Annotated in this window: 19 protein-coding genes; 9 read left to right on the forward strand and 10 right to left on the reverse strand. The window is 53.6% G+C overall.

The window, feature by feature from the left end:
• The first annotated feature begins 21 nt into the window (after positions 1 to 21).
• The 5 genes from AC6I9Z_RS08150 to AC6I9Z_RS08170 are packed head-to-tail and all read left to right on the forward strand — an operon-like array spanning position 22 to position 4,107.
• Positions 22 to 1,167, forward strand: coding sequence for an acyl-CoA dehydrogenase family protein (locus AC6I9Z_RS08150; RefSeq protein WP_461455084.1), 1,146 nt, complete (start codon positions 22 to 24; stop codon positions 1,165 to 1,167).
• A gap of 26 nt (positions 1,168 to 1,193) precedes the next feature.
• Positions 1,194 to 2,237: an enoyl-CoA hydratase/isomerase family protein gene (locus AC6I9Z_RS08155; protein ID WP_461455086.1), complete on the forward strand. Its 1,044-nt coding sequence runs from the start codon at positions 1,194 to 1,196 to the stop codon at positions 2,235 to 2,237.
• Positions 2,234 to 3,016, forward strand: a complete 783-nt coding sequence (locus AC6I9Z_RS08160) for an enoyl-CoA hydratase-related protein (RefSeq protein ID WP_461455088.1) — start codon at positions 2,234 to 2,236, stop codon at positions 3,014 to 3,016. The genes AC6I9Z_RS08155 and AC6I9Z_RS08160 overlap by 4 nt, the downstream gene beginning before the upstream one ends.
• A 2-nt stretch (positions 3,017 to 3,018) precedes the next feature.
• A complete protein-coding gene (mmsB, locus tag AC6I9Z_RS08165) occupies positions 3,019 to 3,897 on the forward strand; it encodes a 3-hydroxyisobutyrate dehydrogenase (protein WP_461455090.1) in 879 nt (292 codons plus the stop codon).
• Positions 3,898 to 3,912: 15 nt separating this feature from the next.
• Complete coding sequence (locus AC6I9Z_RS08170; RefSeq protein WP_461455092.1) at positions 3,913 to 4,107, forward strand: hypothetical protein; 195 nt, start codon at positions 3,913 to 3,915, stop codon at positions 4,105 to 4,107.
• Here AC6I9Z_RS08170 and AC6I9Z_RS08175 read toward each other — a convergent pair.
• Together AC6I9Z_RS08175 and AC6I9Z_RS08180 are read right to left on the reverse strand one after the other, a co-directional pair.
• Positions 4,101 to 4,616: a hypothetical protein gene (locus AC6I9Z_RS08175; protein ID WP_461455094.1), complete on the reverse strand. Its 516-nt coding sequence runs from the start codon at positions 4,614 to 4,616 to the stop codon at positions 4,101 to 4,103. The genes AC6I9Z_RS08170 and AC6I9Z_RS08175 overlap by 7 nt on opposite strands.
• A complete protein-coding gene (locus tag AC6I9Z_RS08180; protein WP_461455096.1) occupies positions 4,613 to 4,984 on the reverse strand; it encodes a VOC family protein in 372 nt (123 codons plus the stop codon). Before AC6I9Z_RS08180 ends, AC6I9Z_RS08175 begins: the two co-directional genes overlap by 4 nt.
• A gap of 64 nt (positions 4,985 to 5,048) precedes the next feature.
• On the opposite strand from AC6I9Z_RS08180, the gene AC6I9Z_RS08185 reads away from it, so the two are divergent.
• Entirely contained in the window at positions 5,049 to 5,588 is a 540-nt protein-coding gene (locus AC6I9Z_RS08185) for a winged helix-turn-helix transcriptional regulator (RefSeq protein ID WP_461455098.1), read from the forward strand.
• Here AC6I9Z_RS08185 and AC6I9Z_RS08190 read toward each other — a convergent pair.
• Positions 5,585 to 7,120 (reverse strand): TadA family conjugal transfer-associated ATPase, encoded by a 1,536-nt coding sequence (locus AC6I9Z_RS08190; protein WP_461455100.1) that lies wholly within the window; start codon positions 7,118 to 7,120, stop codon positions 5,585 to 5,587. The genes AC6I9Z_RS08185 and AC6I9Z_RS08190 overlap by 4 nt on opposite strands.
• Before the next feature lie 189 nt (positions 7,121 to 7,309).
• Here AC6I9Z_RS08190 and AC6I9Z_RS08195 point away from each other — a divergent pair, with 189 nt between their 5' ends.
• A complete protein-coding gene (locus AC6I9Z_RS08195; RefSeq protein WP_461455102.1) occupies positions 7,310 to 8,230 on the forward strand; it encodes a DMT family transporter in 921 nt (306 codons plus the stop codon).
• On the opposite strand, the gene AC6I9Z_RS08200 is transcribed toward AC6I9Z_RS08195, so the two are convergent.
• Genes AC6I9Z_RS08200 through AC6I9Z_RS08225 form a run of 6 tightly spaced genes read right to left on the reverse strand, consistent with a single transcriptional unit; the run spans position 8,227 to position 13,105 of the window.
• A complete protein-coding gene (locus AC6I9Z_RS08200; protein WP_108810671.1) occupies positions 8,227 to 8,484 on the reverse strand; it encodes an ATP synthase F1 subunit epsilon in 258 nt (85 codons plus the stop codon). The two genes, AC6I9Z_RS08195 and AC6I9Z_RS08200, sit on opposite strands and share 4 nt — an antisense overlap.
• Positions 8,485 to 8,489: 5 nt before the next feature.
• Positions 8,490 to 8,666 carry a glutathione S-transferase gene (locus tag AC6I9Z_RS08205; RefSeq protein ID WP_461455104.1) on the reverse strand — a complete coding sequence of 59 codons (177 nt, stop codon included), beginning with the start codon at positions 8,664 to 8,666 and terminating at the stop codon, positions 8,490 to 8,492.
• Positions 8,667 to 10,112, reverse strand: coding sequence for a F0F1 ATP synthase subunit beta (gene atpD / locus AC6I9Z_RS08210; RefSeq protein ID WP_109357537.1), 1,446 nt, complete (start codon positions 10,110 to 10,112; stop codon positions 8,667 to 8,669).
• Between the two features lie 23 nt (positions 10,113 to 10,135).
• Positions 10,136 to 11,011 (reverse strand): F0F1 ATP synthase subunit gamma, encoded by an 876-nt coding sequence (locus AC6I9Z_RS08215; protein ID WP_461455106.1) that lies wholly within the window; start codon positions 11,009 to 11,011, stop codon positions 10,136 to 10,138.
• Positions 11,011 to 12,540 carry a F0F1 ATP synthase subunit alpha gene (gene atpA, locus AC6I9Z_RS08220; protein WP_461455108.1) on the reverse strand — a complete coding sequence of 510 codons (1,530 nt, stop codon included), beginning with the start codon at positions 12,538 to 12,540 and terminating at the stop codon, positions 11,011 to 11,013. Before atpA ends, AC6I9Z_RS08215 begins: the two co-directional genes overlap by 1 nt.
• A gap of 10 nt (positions 12,541 to 12,550) precedes the next feature.
• Complete coding sequence (locus tag AC6I9Z_RS08225; protein ID WP_461455110.1) at positions 12,551 to 13,105, reverse strand: F0F1 ATP synthase subunit delta; 555 nt, start codon at positions 13,103 to 13,105, stop codon at positions 12,551 to 12,553.
• A 278-nt stretch (positions 13,106 to 13,383) separates the two neighbouring features.
• Here AC6I9Z_RS08225 and ada point away from each other — a divergent pair, with 278 nt between their 5' ends.
• Together ada and AC6I9Z_RS08235 are read left to right on the forward strand one after the other, a co-directional pair.
• Positions 13,384 to 14,421, forward strand: a complete 1,038-nt coding sequence (gene ada / locus AC6I9Z_RS08230) for a bifunctional DNA-binding transcriptional regulator/O6-methylguanine-DNA methyltransferase Ada (protein ID WP_461455112.1) — start codon at positions 13,384 to 13,386, stop codon at positions 14,419 to 14,421.
• Entirely contained in the window at positions 14,421 to 15,170 is a 750-nt protein-coding gene (locus tag AC6I9Z_RS08235; protein ID WP_461455114.1) for an isocitrate lyase/PEP mutase family protein, read from the forward strand. The genes ada and AC6I9Z_RS08235 overlap by 1 nt, the downstream gene beginning before the upstream one ends.
• 7 nt (positions 15,171 to 15,177) lie before the next feature.
• Here the strand turns inward: AC6I9Z_RS08235 and AC6I9Z_RS08240 are convergent, their stop codons facing one another.
• Positions 15,178 to 16,374 carry an MFS transporter gene (locus AC6I9Z_RS08240; RefSeq protein ID WP_461455116.1) on the reverse strand — a complete coding sequence of 399 codons (1,197 nt, stop codon included), beginning with the start codon at positions 16,372 to 16,374 and terminating at the stop codon, positions 15,178 to 15,180.
• Positions 16,375 to 16,406: the final 32 nt, after the last annotated feature.

Here is a 16,406-nt window from a genome sequence, read left to right on the forward strand (position 1 = left end):
GCCCTTTTTAATGGAGTCACAATGACGGATCAATTCTCCCTAACCGAAGACCAGCTGGCCATTCAGGACATGGCCCAAAAATTTACCGCCGATGCGATCACCCCGCATGCCGGGAAATGGGACGAAGAGCATATCTTTCCGCGTGATGTCATCAAACAAAGCGCAGATCTTGGTTTCGGCGGAATTTATGTGTCCGAGGAGTCCGGCGGCATTGGTCTCGGCCGGCTGGAAAGCGCGATCATTATGGAAGCCATGGCCTATGGCTGTCCTTCAACCAGTGCGTTTATCTCCATCCACAATATGGCGGCCTGGATGATCGATACATTCGGCGCGCAGGCGGTGAAGGATAAATATCTGCCCGACCTTATCAGCATGGAGAAAATCTCCAGCTATTGCCTGACCGAACCGGGTGCCGGTTCGGATGCAGCATCGCTGAAGACCAAAGCGGTCAGAGATGGCGATCACTATGTCGTAAGCGGATCAAAGGCGTTTATTTCCGGTGGCGGAGAGAATGAGCTTTACGTCACGATGACGCGGACCTCGGATGATGGCGCCAGTGGCGTAACTTGTCTGGTCATCGAAAAGGATATGGAAGGCGTCAGCTTCGGCGCGAATGAAAAGAAGCTCGGTTGGCATTCGCAACCAACCGCGCAGGTCAATTTCGATAATGTGCGCGTGCCGGTTGAAAACCGTGTCGGCGGCGAAGGTGAGGGCTTTCGCATCGCCATGGCAGGCCTTGACGGTGGTCGATTGAACATCGGTGCCTGTTCGCTCGGTGGAGCGCAACGCTGCCTTGATGAAGCGATTGCTTACACCAAAGAACGCAAGCAATTTGGCAAGAGCATCAGCGACTTCCAGAACACCCAGTTCATGCTGGCTGATATGGCGACAGATCTCGAATCCGCACGTGCTCTGCTTTACATGGCGGCGGTGAAGGTGACGCAGGGTGCCCCCGATAAAACCAAATTTGCCGCTATGGCGAAGCGCCTAGCGACTGACAATGGCTCGAAAATCGTCAATGATGCGCTGCAGCTTTTTGGCGGATATGGCTATTTGCAGGACTATCCGATCGAGCGCTTCTGGCGCGATCTGCGTGTCCACTCGATCCTTGAAGGCACCAATCAGGTCATGCGAATGATTGTATCGCGTGAAATGTTGCGGCAATAACCGCCGCTCAAGAATAGAAAGATAAAATGACCGAAGACCTTATCATCAGGAAAACCGGCCGCGTCGGGCATATCAGCCTGAACCGCCCTAAAGTTATACATTCGCTGAATCTCGCCATGTGTGAAGCTATGCGTGATACGCTGATTGAATGGCGCGATGACGATAGCGTTGAAGCCGTGTTGATTGATCATAGCGAAGGTCGCGGATTTTGTGCAGGCGGTGACATCGCTATGTTGCAAGCGTCCGGTAAAAAAGACGGAAAAGAGGGTAGGGAATTTTTCTATACCGAATATCAGCTCAACCATCTGTTGTTCGAATATCCAAAGCCAGTGGTTGCCTTCATGGACGGTATCACCATGGGCGGTGGTGTCGGTGTTTCACAGCCAGCCAAATACCGGATTGCGACAGAAAATACCCGCTTTGCCATGCCGGAAACCGGTATTGGTCTGTTTCCAGATGTTGGTGGTGGTTGGTTCCTGTCGCGGCTCGCAGGGCGTTTAGGCCAGTTTCTGGCGCTGACTGGTGCGCGGCTTGATGGTGCGGAATGTAAGGAAGTGGGTTTGGCGACGCATTATTTGCAATCCGCGAAACTTGCAGAAGCGAAAGAACGGATCAGCGAAAACCCAGATCGGATAGACGGGATATTGGGTCAATTGTCTGACGTTGTGCCAGCGGCACGCATTACTGACAACCTAGGCAAGATCGACAAATTCTTTGCTTCGGATGTGTATGAAGAGATACTCGCGGCCTTGGACGCAGACGACAGTGATTGGGCCGCGAAAGAACGGGATACGCTGGGCACGAAAAGCCCGCAAACCTGCAAAGTAGCGCTGCGCCAGTTGAAAGAAGGGGCGGCGATGGAAACATTTGCCGACGAAATGCGCAATGAATATCGCATCGGAGCAAGGGTGTTGGTTCGGCACGACTTTATCGAGGGCGTTCGCGCCTTGATTGTCGACAAGGATAATAATCCCAAATGGGATCCCTCCACACCGGAGGATACCAGTGACGCATTGATCGACAGTATTTTTGCGCCGTTACCCGCAGATGAGGAATGGAAACCGCTATGACTTATGAAACGATTCTGACCGAACAAAAAGGGCAAGTAACTCTGATCACGCTGAACCGGCCCAAGTCGCTCAATGCGCTGAATAGTGAGGTTCTGGATGAATTGATCAGTGCCTTTGCAGCCTTTGAGGCAGACGAAACGCAGCTTTGCGCGGTTCTGACGGGTTCGGGTGACAAGGCCTTTGCTGCGGGCGCCGACATCAAGGAAATGTTCGAGAAGTCTGCGGCTGATTTCTATCTGGAGGATTTTTTCTCCAAGTGGACGAGCCAGATCGTAAAGACGACCCGCAAGCCATGGATTGCGGCGGTGAACGGCTTTGCGCTCGGCGGGGGCTGTGAACTGGCCATGATGGCGGATTTCATCATTGCCAGTGAAAACGCCAAATTTGGTCAACCGGAAATCAAGCTAGGTGTTGCACCGGGCATGGGAGGGTCACAGCGCCTGACCCGCGCGGTGGGTAAATCCAAATCGATGGACATGTGTTTGACGGGCCGGATGATGGACGCAGAAGAAGCGGAACGGTCAGGTCTGGTGGCGCGGGTCGTGCCTCACGATCAACTTGTTGACGAAGCTATCAAAGCTGCTGGAACAATTGCCTCGATGCCGCCGATGGCCATCCAGGTGAACAAGGAAATGGTCAATGCCGCATTTGAAACTATGCTTGATCAGGGCCTGCTGCACGAGCGCCGCCTGTTCCAGATACTGACCGCTACCGAAGACAAGGCCGAAGGCATGGCTGCGTTTATCGAGAAGCGTGAAGGCAAATGGAAGGGGCGCTAAACATGAAAATCGGATTTATCGGTCTCGGCAATATGGGCGGCGGGATGGCTGCCAATCTGGCGAAGGCGGGGCATGAGGTGCATGCCTTTGACTTGTCTGGCGAAGCGCTCGCCAAGGCTGGGGAAGCGGGTTGTCATCCTGTCAGTGATGCCGCCGATGCTATCCGCAATATGGAAGCCGTGGTGACCATGCTGCCCGCCGGGAAACATGTCCGGTCCGTCTATGCCAATGATGTGATCATAAATGCCGGACCGGGCACATTGGTGCTGGATTGCTCGACCATCGACGTCGATAGCGCGCGGGATGTAGCTGACATGGCCAAGGCCAAGAATATCGTACCAGTCGATGCTCCTGTATCCGGCGGCATTGCAGCGGCCAATGGCGGTACCCTGACCTTCATGGTCGGTGGCAGCGAACAGGCTTTTAAACGGGCCGAACCGATTTTGTCGGATATGGGCAAGGCCGTCATACACGCCGGTGACAATGGCGCAGGGCAGGCAGCTAAGATCTGCAACAACATGCTTCTCGGTGCTTCGATGATTGCGACCTGCGAGACATTCAAGATGGCCGAAAAGCTGGGCCTCGACCTTCAGAATTTCTATGATATTTCATCGAAGGCATCAGGCCAGAACTGGTCGATGACAAGCTATTGCCCAGTGCCAGGTGTTGGGCCGCAAAGCCCGGCGGATAACGACTATGAGGGCGGTTTTGCCGCTGCATTGATGTTAAAAGATCTGCGTCTTGCGATGGAAGCGGCGGAGAGTGCTGGTGCAAAGGTTCCGATGGGCGAAAAAGCACGCACACTTTATGAGCAATATGCTGAAGCAAATGGGCAAGGCGGCATGGATTTTTCCGGCATTATCAACATGCTGGATGACTGACCGATCTTGGACTTGTTGACGGATTTAAGTGGATGGGCGATTGCTGGCGGCGTTGCCGTTGTGATTGCTGCAATTGCTGCAGTCGCGGAACGCCGACGAAACAATCGCAAGAATATCGAAAAAGTCGGCTTCATGCCTTGGCCCTTTGTCATGCTCATGTCTTTGCTCTTTGCCGCCATCAGCATCGGTTTGGCGTTTAAGGGTCACTGACCCTTTTTGGTCAATGCCGGACAGGCTGAATTGCGAGCATATTCAGCACTGGCAAATTGCTCAAAACGTCCACCGTCTCGCAAGACATAATCCGTCACTCTGAGCTGTCCGGGCGCAATGCCTTGATAGTGCGTTCTACCTGTCTCAACCGCAGCATTTTTCCAAGTGGCAACGAATGAGTCATCTGAGGCGAGAGCAGTCAGATCGTGGGCCACACCATTGCTGCCGATCCAGCGACCGCGCCATCGATTTTTGCCATCTGGAATATAATCTGCTTGGCCCGTAAAATGGATTGCGGGATTGCCTTCCCCCGTGACTTGATAGTCGAGTGTCAGTCCGCGGTCTCCGGTTTCGGGGCAAACGGAAAGAGACATGTTGGCGGGCTGCTCGAACAACGCGCCCTTACCAGCCCAGTTTCCAAGCAGCCAATTGGGCAATTCTCCGTCGGCGGCAGGCGTTGACGTCTGTATTGCCAACATCACCGGTAGCCACAACAACGCTGAAGTCATTGGCTGTCATTCTCGAACAGCATCATCGCATTGCCGTCGGGATCGTAGAAAGTGAGAAGTTTCACCAAACCGGGAATATGCTGAATTTCGCCGTCTTGTTTCACTTTCGCCGCGTCCAAACTGGCTTTTGCCTTAACTATGTCCTTCACACCCCAGACAGGAGTGGCACCGCCGCCATGTTGGACTGTTTCGACCTGACTGAGGCCGAGATTGACGTTCGACAATCCAGTGGACATTTCACCCCAGGCAATATCGGCATTTTTATATAACAGCTCGAAATCGAGGATTTTTGAATACCATTCGATGGCCGTATCAATGTCGCTAACGCCCACTGAAACGGTTAAATCGCCGTCATAATTCATTGCCATGTGGAAAATTCCCTTTCGACTCGTGCTTGATTTATAGTCAGAAAAGTATAGTAGATTAAATATTATGTCAATTTTGCCCTTATCGACGGTTCTCGCGCTTAGCCGCTATCGCTGGACGATTGCGATATTGGCGGTGCTTTCTGGTAAGGGCGCTCGGTTCGTGGAGATATTGAATCGCGTTGGTCTGTCGCGTGACAGTCTATCTCGTGCTCTTGAACAGCTGATCGAGGCCGGTTGGGTGATACGCAATCCGGGTCATGGTCATCCGCTACGTCCTGAATATCTACTAACTGAAAGCGGCGAGGCACTGGCGAGGGTTGCCAGTTCTGTCATCAAGACGCAGCATCGCCTGGAAATTCCGGTGCAGGATATGACCCGCTGGACCTTACCGCTGGTTCACGTCCTGGCCGCAGGGCGGAACCGTTTCAGTGCGATCGAACGGGCTTTGCCCGAGGCATCACCACGCGCAGTTTCGCTCAGCCTGAAGACGACAACGGCGCAGCGACTTGTAAAGAGAAAGGTGCTGGACGGATTCCCGCCAACGACAGAGTATCTTCTCGCGAAAAACGGTGAATATTTCGCCGAAGCTTTAGAGATGTCTTAGAGACAAGCCTCAAGCAGGGGCTGTTCAAAGCCATATTGCCGCGCTTTTTCAAGCGTATACGGGCGTAGACCGGATGACTGATATTCACCAATGATCTTGCCGTCGGCATCCTCGTCGAGATATTGATATTTGAATAATTCCTGCGTCACGATCACGTCCCCTTCCATCCCGATAACTTCGGTAATGTTGGTGGTACGGCGTGAACCGTCGCGCAGACGCTTCACCTGTACAATCAGGTCAACGGACTCTGCGATCTGACGCGAAATCGCCTCTTTGGGGATCTTGATATCACCCATCAAAATCATGTTTTCCATACGGCCAAGACACTCGCGCGGAGAGTTGGCGTGAAGCGTACACATGGAGCCGTCATGGCCCGTGTTCATGGCAGCGAGAAGATCGAAACATTCCGCGCCACGAATCTCACCGAGAATAATCCGGTCAGGACGCATACGCAGGGCGTTTTTCACGAGGTCACCGATGGTGATGGCGCCTTCGCCTTCAAGGTTAGGCGGACGGGTTTCAAGCGGCAGCCAGTGTGGCTGCTGCAAGCGAAGCTCGGCGGCATCCTCGATGGTCAGCACGCGCTCACCGGGATCGATCATTTTCGACATGGCGTTGAGCATGGTCGTTTTACCAGAACCCGTACCACCAGAGATAACAACGTTGAAGCGGCAGGCGCCGGCAATTTTCAGTGCGGTACACATGGCCGTGGACATAGAACCAAAGCCCTGCATCATATCGAGGGTAATCGGTTTGTCGGAGAATTTACGAATGGAGATGGCCGTGCCTTTAAGGCTAAGCGGCGGCACAATGACGTTCACACGAGAACCATCGGCCAAGCGCGCATCAGCAAGCGGTGTGGTCTGGTCGACGCGGCGGCCAACCTGGTTCACGATACGCTGTGCGATCTGGAAGAGATGTTCTTCATCGCGGAACTGAATTGGCGCGATTTCCAGCTTACCCTTTTTCTCGATGTAGGTCTGTTCAGGACCGTTCACCATGATATCGGAAATGTCCGGATCTTGGAGCAGCTCTTCAAGAGGCCCAAAGCCGAGCAGTTCATCAACCAGCACTTTCTCCAGCGCGAATTGCTCACGGCGGTTCAGTGTCAGTTTCAGCTCGGTCAGCACCTCCATGATGATCGGGCGGAATTCCTCGGTCAGCTCTTCCTTGTTGAGGGTTGCCGCAGCTTCTGGGTCAACCCGTTCCAGCAAACGCGGAAGCACCTGCTCTTTAATCTTGTGGACGGATGCGCCAAAGCCTTCATCCTTGTCGCCTTCTTCCGGTAGTGGATTGGAGCGCTCGGCAAGGCGCGACATTGCATCGTCTTTATCTGGAGTAGGCGCTTCAGAGGATTGCTGTTCGCCAGGAAGCGGGACAGCATCTATTGGTGGAAACTGGCCACCACCTTCTGGTTTCTCGAGATCTTCCGGATCGGTAGGTTTCTTTCCCCCACCACCAGACATAGGTTTTGCGACGCCAAATGACGGTCTGCCGCCACCTAATCCATTTTTCTTACCAAATGCGCTCATGTCTCTCCGCCGGAAATAGTTTGTTCCCAAGTCATCAGACATCTCTTTCGGGGAAAATGGTTAATGTTTGGATAATGGTGATGGGACAGTTTTGGTTTTATGCGATTTGTTCCGGTGGGCAAAAGATGGTTGTGTGTTGCTGAATAGCCTGCAATCGGTGGCTGCAGGCCTTTTTGGATTGGACGGATTTTGCAGGCGGATAAAAATATCGGAAAAACAGTAGCGGGCAGTGGTATCTTGTTGGCACTGATCGCTTTTTCCGGATTCCCCATTGGCGATGCGTTTATCAAATCCATGGCGGGCGATTGGCCGGCGCCAGCGGTTGCGGCGCTGCGTTTTACCATCGGAGCTACAGCTTTGGCTGCCATTCTTGCATGGCGAGAGGGCAAAGCCGGTTTTCAGATCAGCCGGCCTTGGCTGCACGCCGCGCGCGGTATGACGCTGGCGATTGGAACAATTACTTTCTTTTCAGCTATTTATATCATGCCACTGGCGGATGCGGTGGCGATATCTTTCGTTAATCCGATCCTTACAGCGCTGTTTTCAGGCTGGTTCTTGAAGGAAAAGATGCGGCCCACAACCTGGATAGCGACAATTGTGGCTTTTGGCGGTGTTCTGATCATGCTCCGTCCCAATGTGGCGGCCTTTGGTTGGGTTGCCATTCTGCCCCTGTTCTCGGCGGTTGCGATGGCGGCGATGCTGATTCTAAATCGTATGGTGTCCAGCCAGCGATCCATATTTGCAGCGCAGTTTTACATTGCCTTCTGGGCCGCCATATTTTTGTCGGTTGCCTCTGTAATCGGCCATTTCTGGGTGCCAGTGATGCATGTTCCCGGTCCACCGGATTGGGATGTTATCCTGCGCTGTGCAGTTGTGGCTGTCACGGCCACGAGCTGCCATTTCCTGCTTTATATGGCTACTATGCGCACGACGGCGGCAGCAATCGCGCCGATTGTCTATATCCAGTTGATCGTCGCATCTTTGATCAGCGTATTCATCTTTGGAGACGCGATTGACGAACTCGCGTTGCTGGGAGGCAGCCTGATCTTGCTAAGTGGATTATTCCTCTGGCGCAGTGAACGCCGGACGGCACCGGTTGTCGAGGCTTAGGAAACCGCCTCAGCCAATACGGTCAGGCCTTTTTCATTCACTTCGGCAAAACCGCCCTGCACGGTGATCACTTCAGCTTCTGCGCCTTCGCTGGCGTAGATGGAAAGCTCTGCATCCCGGATGGTGGACATAAACGGCGCATGGCCAGCCAATACGCCAAAATCGCCCTCTGCGCCGGGCACGACAACCATATAGACATCATCCGACCGGACCAGCTTTTCTGGGGTTACGAGTTCGAAATGTAGGTTTGCCATCTTGTTCAGTCCTGTATCGCTGCATCAAACATGGATGCTGCTTTCTCAAATTTATCCCGGCAACCAGTATTGCAAAAGCCGACGACCACGCCCTTATATTCCGTCAAAGAGTCTGCCAAAACGGGATCTCCCGACCAAGGGCAGATCTCATTGACGCAATCTTCGAGGCGCAGTTCCGCCATTTAGGCCGCTTCTGCTGCCAGTTGTTTGCCTTTTTCAAGCGCTTCATCAATGCCGCCGACCATGTAGAAGGCATTTTCAGGAAGGTGGTCATATTCACCGTCCACAACCGCTTTGAAGGATTTGATCGTGTCTTCCAGATCAACAAACTTCCCTTTGATGCCGGTAAAGACTTCCGCAACATGGAAAGGCTGAGACAGGAATTTCTGAATTTTCCGCGCACGGGCAACGACCAGCTTATCTTCTTCAGAAAGCTCGTCCATGCCGAGAATGGCGATGATGTCCTGCAGAGACTTATATTTCTGCAGGATTTCCTGAACAGCACGGGCCGTATCATAATGTTCCTGACCCACAACGCGTGGCTCTAGAACACGCGACGTTGAATCGAGTGGGTCAACAGCAGGGTAAATACCCAGCTCTGAAATCGCACGGTTCAAAACGGTCGTTGCATCCAAGTGGGCAAAAGACGTTGCCGGCGCAGGGTCGGTCAAGTCATCGGCAGGAACGTAAATGGCCTGAACCGATGTAATCGAACCCTTGTTGGTGGAGGTAATACGCTCTTGCAGCTGACCCATGTCGGTGGACAGAGTTGGCTGATAACCCACAGCCGAAGGAATACGGCCAAGAAGCGCGGACACCTCTGAACCAGCCTGCGTGAAGCGGAAGATGTTGTCGACGAAGAACAAAACGTCCTGGCCTTCCTGGTCACGGAAATATTCCGCGATGGTCAGGCCGGACAGAGCAACACGGGCACGCGCTCCTGGAGGCTCGTTCATCTGACCGTAGACGAGGGCCACTTTCGAACCTTCGGAGGTTGCGTTGCCGTCTTCACCCTTGGCGATAACATTCGCGTCGAGAAATTCGTGATAAAGGTCATTACCTTCGCGGGTACGCTCACCCACGCCGGCGAAAACGGATGTACCGCCATGGCCTTTTGCAATGTTGTTGATCAGCTCCTGAATAAGCACGGTCTTGCCCACGCCGGCACCGCCGAACAGACCAATTTTACCGCCCTTTGCATAAGGCGCGAGCAAGTCGACAACCTTAATACCGGTGACGAGAATTTCACTGTCGGTGGACTGGTCGACAAAAGCTGGCGCTTCTGCATGGATAGGTGCCGTGGTTTTGTGACCAATCGGGCCCAGCTCATCAATAGGTTCACCCACAACATTCATGATGCGGCCAAGCGTTTCAGGGCCAACAGGCATGTTGATCTGCGCGCCGGTATCGGTGACTTCCTGACCGCGGGTCAAACCTTCGGTCGCGTCCATAGCGATGGTACGCACCGTGTTTTCGCCAAGATGCTGAGCAACCTCAAGCACCAGCCGGTTGCCGTTATTGTCGGTTTCCAGAGCCGAGAGAATGGCCGGGATATCCGTGTCAAAGGTTACGTCGACGACGGCGCCGATAACCTGTGAAATGCGGCCTACATTGTTGGTATTTGCCATTTGTCTTTCCTTGCGTACGTGCTTTAGAGCGCTTCAGCGCCAGCGATAATTTCAATCAATTCAGTTGTAATTGCGGCCTGACGGCTGCGGTTATATTCGATGGTCAGGCTGTCGATCAGGTCGCCTGCGTTGCGCGTTGCATTGTCCATCGCAGTCATCGACGCGCCTTGCTCTGACGCCATATTTTCCAACAAAGCACCGAAAATCTGGGTTGTCAGGTTGCGTGGCAGCAACTCGGTGAGGATTTCTTCCTCGTCTGGTTCATATTCCACAGCTGCGTCGGAACCCGCCTCATCGGTCGTGTCCAGAGCGACAGGAATAATCTGCTGCGCCGTTGGTTCCTGAACCAGAGCGGATTTGAATTTCGAGAAGAAGAGATGGGCAACGTCAAATTTGCCTTCTTCAACCATTGCGGTCAGATCTTCGGCAATGGCCTTGGCTTCTTCAAAACCGGGCGTTTTCGCTTCGGTCGTGTCAAAATGCTTCAATATCTGATCGGGATACATCCGCTTGATCACCGGAATGCCTTTGCGGCCAACCATATAGAACAGAACAGTCTTGCCGTCCTTGATCAGCTTTTCAGCCTTCACCCGCGCTTCTTTGACGATATTGGCGTTAAACGCCCCGCACAAACCACGATCTGAGGTTGCTACAACCAGAAGGTGCACCTGATCCTTACCCGTGCCAGCCAGCAGTTTCGGTGAATTCTCATCCACTGTCACTTTGCCGGCGAGGCTTGCCATGACCTTGGCCATTTCATTGGCGTAAGGACGCGCGGCTTCGGCCGCCATTTGCGCACGGCGCAATTTGGCAGCGGCCACCATCTTCTTGGCCTTGGTGATCTTCTGGGTCGATTTAACCGACCCGATCCGATCCTTAAGTTCCTTGAGCGAAGCCATTAGGCAAAGCTCTTGCCAAAGGCTGCCAGAGCGTCTTCGAGCTTCGCCTTGGTGTCATCGGCCAGGTCACCGCTTTCACGGATTGTTTTCAGAATGTCGGCATGATCGGCACGCATATGCGCAAGCATCGCTTCTTCATAACGCACAACATCGTCAACCGCGACATTGTCGAGATGGCCGTTGGTACCAGCGTAGATGGAAGCGGTCTGCTCTTCAAAAGCGAGCGGAGAGAATTGCGCCTGCTTCAGAAGCTGTGTCAAACGCTCACCGCGTGCCAGCAATTTCTGGGTGGAGGCGTCCAGATCAGAACCGAACTGCGCAAAGGCCGCCATTTCGCGATACTGAGCCAGATCGAGTTTAATCGAGCCCGAAACCTTTTTCATCGCTTTCGTTTGTGCCGCAGAACCCACACGCGAAACCGACAGACCCACGTTAATCGCAGGACGGATGCCCTGGTTGAACAGATCGGTTTCAAGGAAAATCTGACCATCGGTAATCGAAATCACGTTGGTTGGAATATAGGCGGAAACGTCACCAGCCTGTGTTTCAATGATCGGCAGTGCGGTCAAAGAACCAGAACCATTGTCTTCGTTCATTTTCGCTGCGCGTTCGAGCAAACGTGAGTGAAGATAGAAAACGTCACCAGGATAAGCTTCACGGCCCGGAGGACGACGCAGAAGCAGGGACATCTGACGATAAGCCACAGCCTGCTTGGAAAGGTCATCATAAACGATACAGGCGTGCATGCCGTTGTCGCGGAAATATTCGCCCATCGTCACACCGGTATAAGGTGCGAGATACTGAAGCGGAGCAGGCTCGGAAGCCGAAGCGGCAACAACAATGGAATACTCCATTGCGCCATTTTCTTCGAGCTGACGCACGATCTGTGCAACGGTGGAGCGCTTCTGGCCCACAGCAACATAGATGCAGTAAAGTTTTTTGCCTTCGTCATCACCAGCGTTGATTGTTTTCTGATTGATGAAGGTATCAATGGCGACAGCGGTTTTACCGGTCTGACGGTCACCGATGATCAATTCGCGTTGACCGCGGCCAACAGGAACCAGCGCGTCGAGGGCTTTAAGGCCGGTTTGTACAGGCTCATGCACCGATTTACGCGGGATAATGCCCGGCGCCTTGACTTCAACGCGGCTACGCTTTTCGGTTTTGATCGGACCCTTGCCGTCAATCGGATTGCCGAGACCGTCTACAACGCGGCCGAGCAGTTCTTTACCGATGGGAACGTCCACAATCGTGCCGGTCCGCTTAACAACGTCGCCTTCTTTAATGTCCGCATCCGAACCGAAAATCACGACACCGACATTATCGGCTTCGAGGTTCAGCGCCATGCCCTGAGTGCCGTTGGAAAATTCAACCATCTCGCCGGCCTGCACCTGGTCAAGACCGTGGATACGGGCGATGCCGTCACCAACCGCCAAAACAGTTCCGACTTCGGAAACCTGGGCTTCATTGCCAAAATTGGCGATCTGGTCCTTGATGACTTTTGAAATTTCTGCTGCGCGAATATCCATGTTTCTTCCTTTAGCCCTTCATGGCCTGAGATAGCGTGTTCAAACGGGTTTTAATTGAATTGTCGATCATCTGACTGCCGATTTTAACAACCAAACCGCCCAATATGGACGGATCGACGGAGGTGGAAACCGAAACATCGCTTCCCACACGTTTCTTGAGCTGCGCCTTGAGCGCATCAACTTGAGCATCATCCAGGGGATGAGCAGAGGTCACTTCAGCGGTAATCTCTCCGCGATGGCCGGAAGCCAAGGTTGAGAAGGCGCGAATGACGGCTGGTATCTGGTCGAGACGGCGATTGGCCGCGAGAACACCAAGTACGTTGGTGGTCAGATCATCAAGCTTCATTTCCTTGGCGATACCGGCAATGGCCTTACCAGCATCGGCGCGAGACAGAACCGGGCTGCTGATCAGCGCTTTCAGGTCGTCCGATTCGCCCATCGCATTGCCGAGCGAAGCAAGGCTTGCTTCCACGGTTTCGATGGCTTTATTTTCGGTGGCCAAAGCGAACAGCGCAGTGGCGTAACGCCCCGCTAAACTCGCCCTAATGCCGCTGGAATTCTCCACGCGTTCTTTACTCCGTGCCTGTATTATTGATCTGAAAATTGACCAAAAAACTGGTATGTGATTTGTTCCCGAACAGCGGCGAAAATAACAGCATCTCGCCTTCGGATGGGCGGCGTCTAGCAACCATTTTGCTGCGATGCAAGATGGCACTCGAACGCTTTTTGAAGATTGCCAAAAAAGGCGGATTTTCAAGCTGTTTGATTATGTCCGAGGTAAGATTTTGCTTTGATCGCAAGATACGGGATGCGAGGGTCGGTAAAGGTTGGCAAAAGAATGGCATGAACAACAACGAATCCTTGATCGATGACAATATGGCCTGGCAGGCTGTGGCCAATCGCGACCGGTCTTATGACGGCAAGTTTGTAACCGGCGTATTGACCACCGGCATCTATTGCCGCCCATCCTGTGCTGCGCGGCACCCCAAGCGCGAAAATGTGCGCTTTTTTGCCAAGCCAGAGCAAGCGGAAGCCGTAGGGCTCCGAGCTTGCATGCGCTGTATGCCCAAGGATGTTGCACGTGATGATGCAGCTGTGAAAGCGGTGATAGATGCAATTCGTATGGCCGAAACAGCGCCGACACTGGACGAATTGGGCACCATGACCAGTTATTCGCCAACCCATTTGCAGCGCATATTCAAACGCGAGATGGGTTTGTCCCCCGCAGCCTATGCGCGCGCCCTGCGATCCGAGCGGGCCAAGAAAGCCCTGGACGACGGAGCATCGGTAACCGAAGCTATATATGATGCGGGTTATGGCTCTGCTTCGCGATTTTATGCAGATAATGGAAAGAGATTAGGCATGAAGCCAAGTGCTTGGAAAAATGGCGGGGCGGGCGTGACGATCCGCTGGGCTAATGTCGAAACGTCGCTAGGCACGATGATGGTCGCTGCCACAGATAAAGGTGTGTGCTGCCTATCGTTCAACGAGGGTGAAGACGAATTACACGCCCGTTTCCCCAAGGCGGATTTACAGCAGGGCGGAGATGCGTTTCAAACGTTGGTTCGACAAGTTACTGCTTCTGTCGAGAGACCGGGCGATGCCAGTCATATTCCATTGGATGTGCAGGGCACAGCGTTTCAGGAAGCCGTCTGGCAAGAGCTTCAGAAAATTCCGCTCGGCGAGACCCGCAGCTATGCCGATATTGCGGCGGCCATAGGCAAGCCCAAAGCGGTGCGCGCCGTGGGCAGTGCCAATGGCGCCAATAATGTCGCCGTGCTGATCCCGTGTCACCGGGTGGTGCGCAGCGACGGCAGTATGGGCGGCTATGCCTATGGACTCGAAATAAAAGAACGTTTGCTCAAAAAGGAAGCGACCTAATGACGGATATGATCAAAAAATTTGCTGAACTGCATTTACCGGGTGAGCCGATCATACTCTATAACATCTGGGATGCGGGCAGTGCTCAGGTTGCGGTTCGATCTGGCGCCAAGGCGGTTGCGACCGGAAGCCTGTCAGTCGCTGGCGCGCAAGGATTTGAGGATGGTGAGAAGTTGCCATTTGATTTCGCACTCACCAATGCAAAGCATATTGTTGCCGCAGTTGATGTGCCGGTTAGCATTGATCTGGAAACCGGATATGGTGCTGATGCGGCGACAGTGGGCGTCAATGCACAGCAGATGAAAGACGCCGGTGCCGCTGGCCTCAACCTGGAGGATCAGGATCTGTCGGCGGGCGGATTGCGCGATGTGTCAGAACAGGCCGAACGCGTAAAAGCAGCTGCCGACACCGGACTGTTCATAAACGCACGCACGGATTTGTTTATTCAGACGCCCTTGGCCGATCATGATGACGCGCTGGCCCAAAAGGCGCTGGAACGCTGTTCAGTCTATGCCGATGCGGGCGCAGGCAGCTTCTTCATTCCTTTTGCCATGGACGAAAAACTGATCAGCAATATTTGCGAAAAAGCCAGACTGCCGGTCAATATCATGATGATGCCCGATGGCCCGTCAATGTCCCGATTGGCTGAATTGGGTGTTTCGCGAATCAGCTTCGGTCCCGGTCCGTGGAAGGCGGCCATGGCGGCATTTGAAGCAGAGGCTCTGGAAATTCTTACCGATCAGGCCTGATTATATCTTACCCCTTGTAGTCAGGGGCGGGTTTGATGACCATGAGCAAGATTAGCGGGATTAGCCCGACAATCGCCGCAATGGCGAACGGCGCGCCGACAAAACGAAACGGCGCCGCATCGCTGGTAAAATAGGAAAGTGAGCCATTGTACAGAAGCGGCGCGATCAGGGCGGCAAGCGCAGCCATGCTGCCATTGAAACCCTGCAGCTCTCCTTGCATGTTGTTTGGTGTGCGGCGGGACATCATGGCGTTGATGCTGGGCATGGCCATGCCCTGTAGCCCAACCACCAGGCACATTGATAACGCGACCCAACCTATGTTGACCATCACATAGACAGCAAAAATCACGATTGCGACGAAAATGCCAAAAATTGCGGTCTTTCGCTCTCCAATGGCATCCACGAAGCGACCAATCAAAAAGGCCTGAACCAGTGCCATGGAAAGGCCGACACAGGTCAGCGACAATCCCACCATCTTGCTGTCCCAACCATATTGTGCCGGAGCGAAAAAGGACCAGCTGGTCGGATAGATAGAGCTGCTCAGCATCCACAGGAAGTAGATGACAGCAACACCAAGCAGGTTGGGCAATTTGCCAAGGTTGAGCAAAGCGCCCAGCGGATTGGCGCGTTTCCATTCAAAGCTGCGTTTCTGTTCGGCCGGCATGGTTTCCGGAAAAGCAAACCAGCCATAGATGAAATTCAGGAAAGCCAGTCCGCCCGCGACAAAGAACGGGATGCGCGTACCATAGTCACCCAGAAAACCACCCAATGCCGGGCCGACAATGAAACCAATGCCAAAGGCGGCGCCGACCAAACCAAAGCTCTTGGCCCGATCTTCTTCACTCGACATGTCCGCCATTGCCGCATTGGCTGGACCGAATATCGCACCAAGGCCGCCGGCAATGGAACGACCAATGAACAGCCAGATGATAGAGGTTGCAAACCCCATCAGCGCAAAATCAATGCCGAACGCCAGCAGAGAAACCAGAAATACGGGACGGCGGCCATACCGGTCACCCAAATTCCCGACGAGCGGGCCCATCAGAAACTGGAACAGCGCATAGGACGCGCTAATAAAGCCGCCGAGCAAGGTTGCTTCCGAAAGACTGACATCCTCCAGTTCCTGAATCAGTTCCGGTAGCACTGGCATAATGATCCCAAAGCCCACGGAGTAGATGAACACCGTCAGCAGGATGAATCGCATAGCCGATTTGCGCTGCCCCTCGGCGATCATCG

Source organism: Parasphingorhabdus sp. (assembly GCF_059726685.1).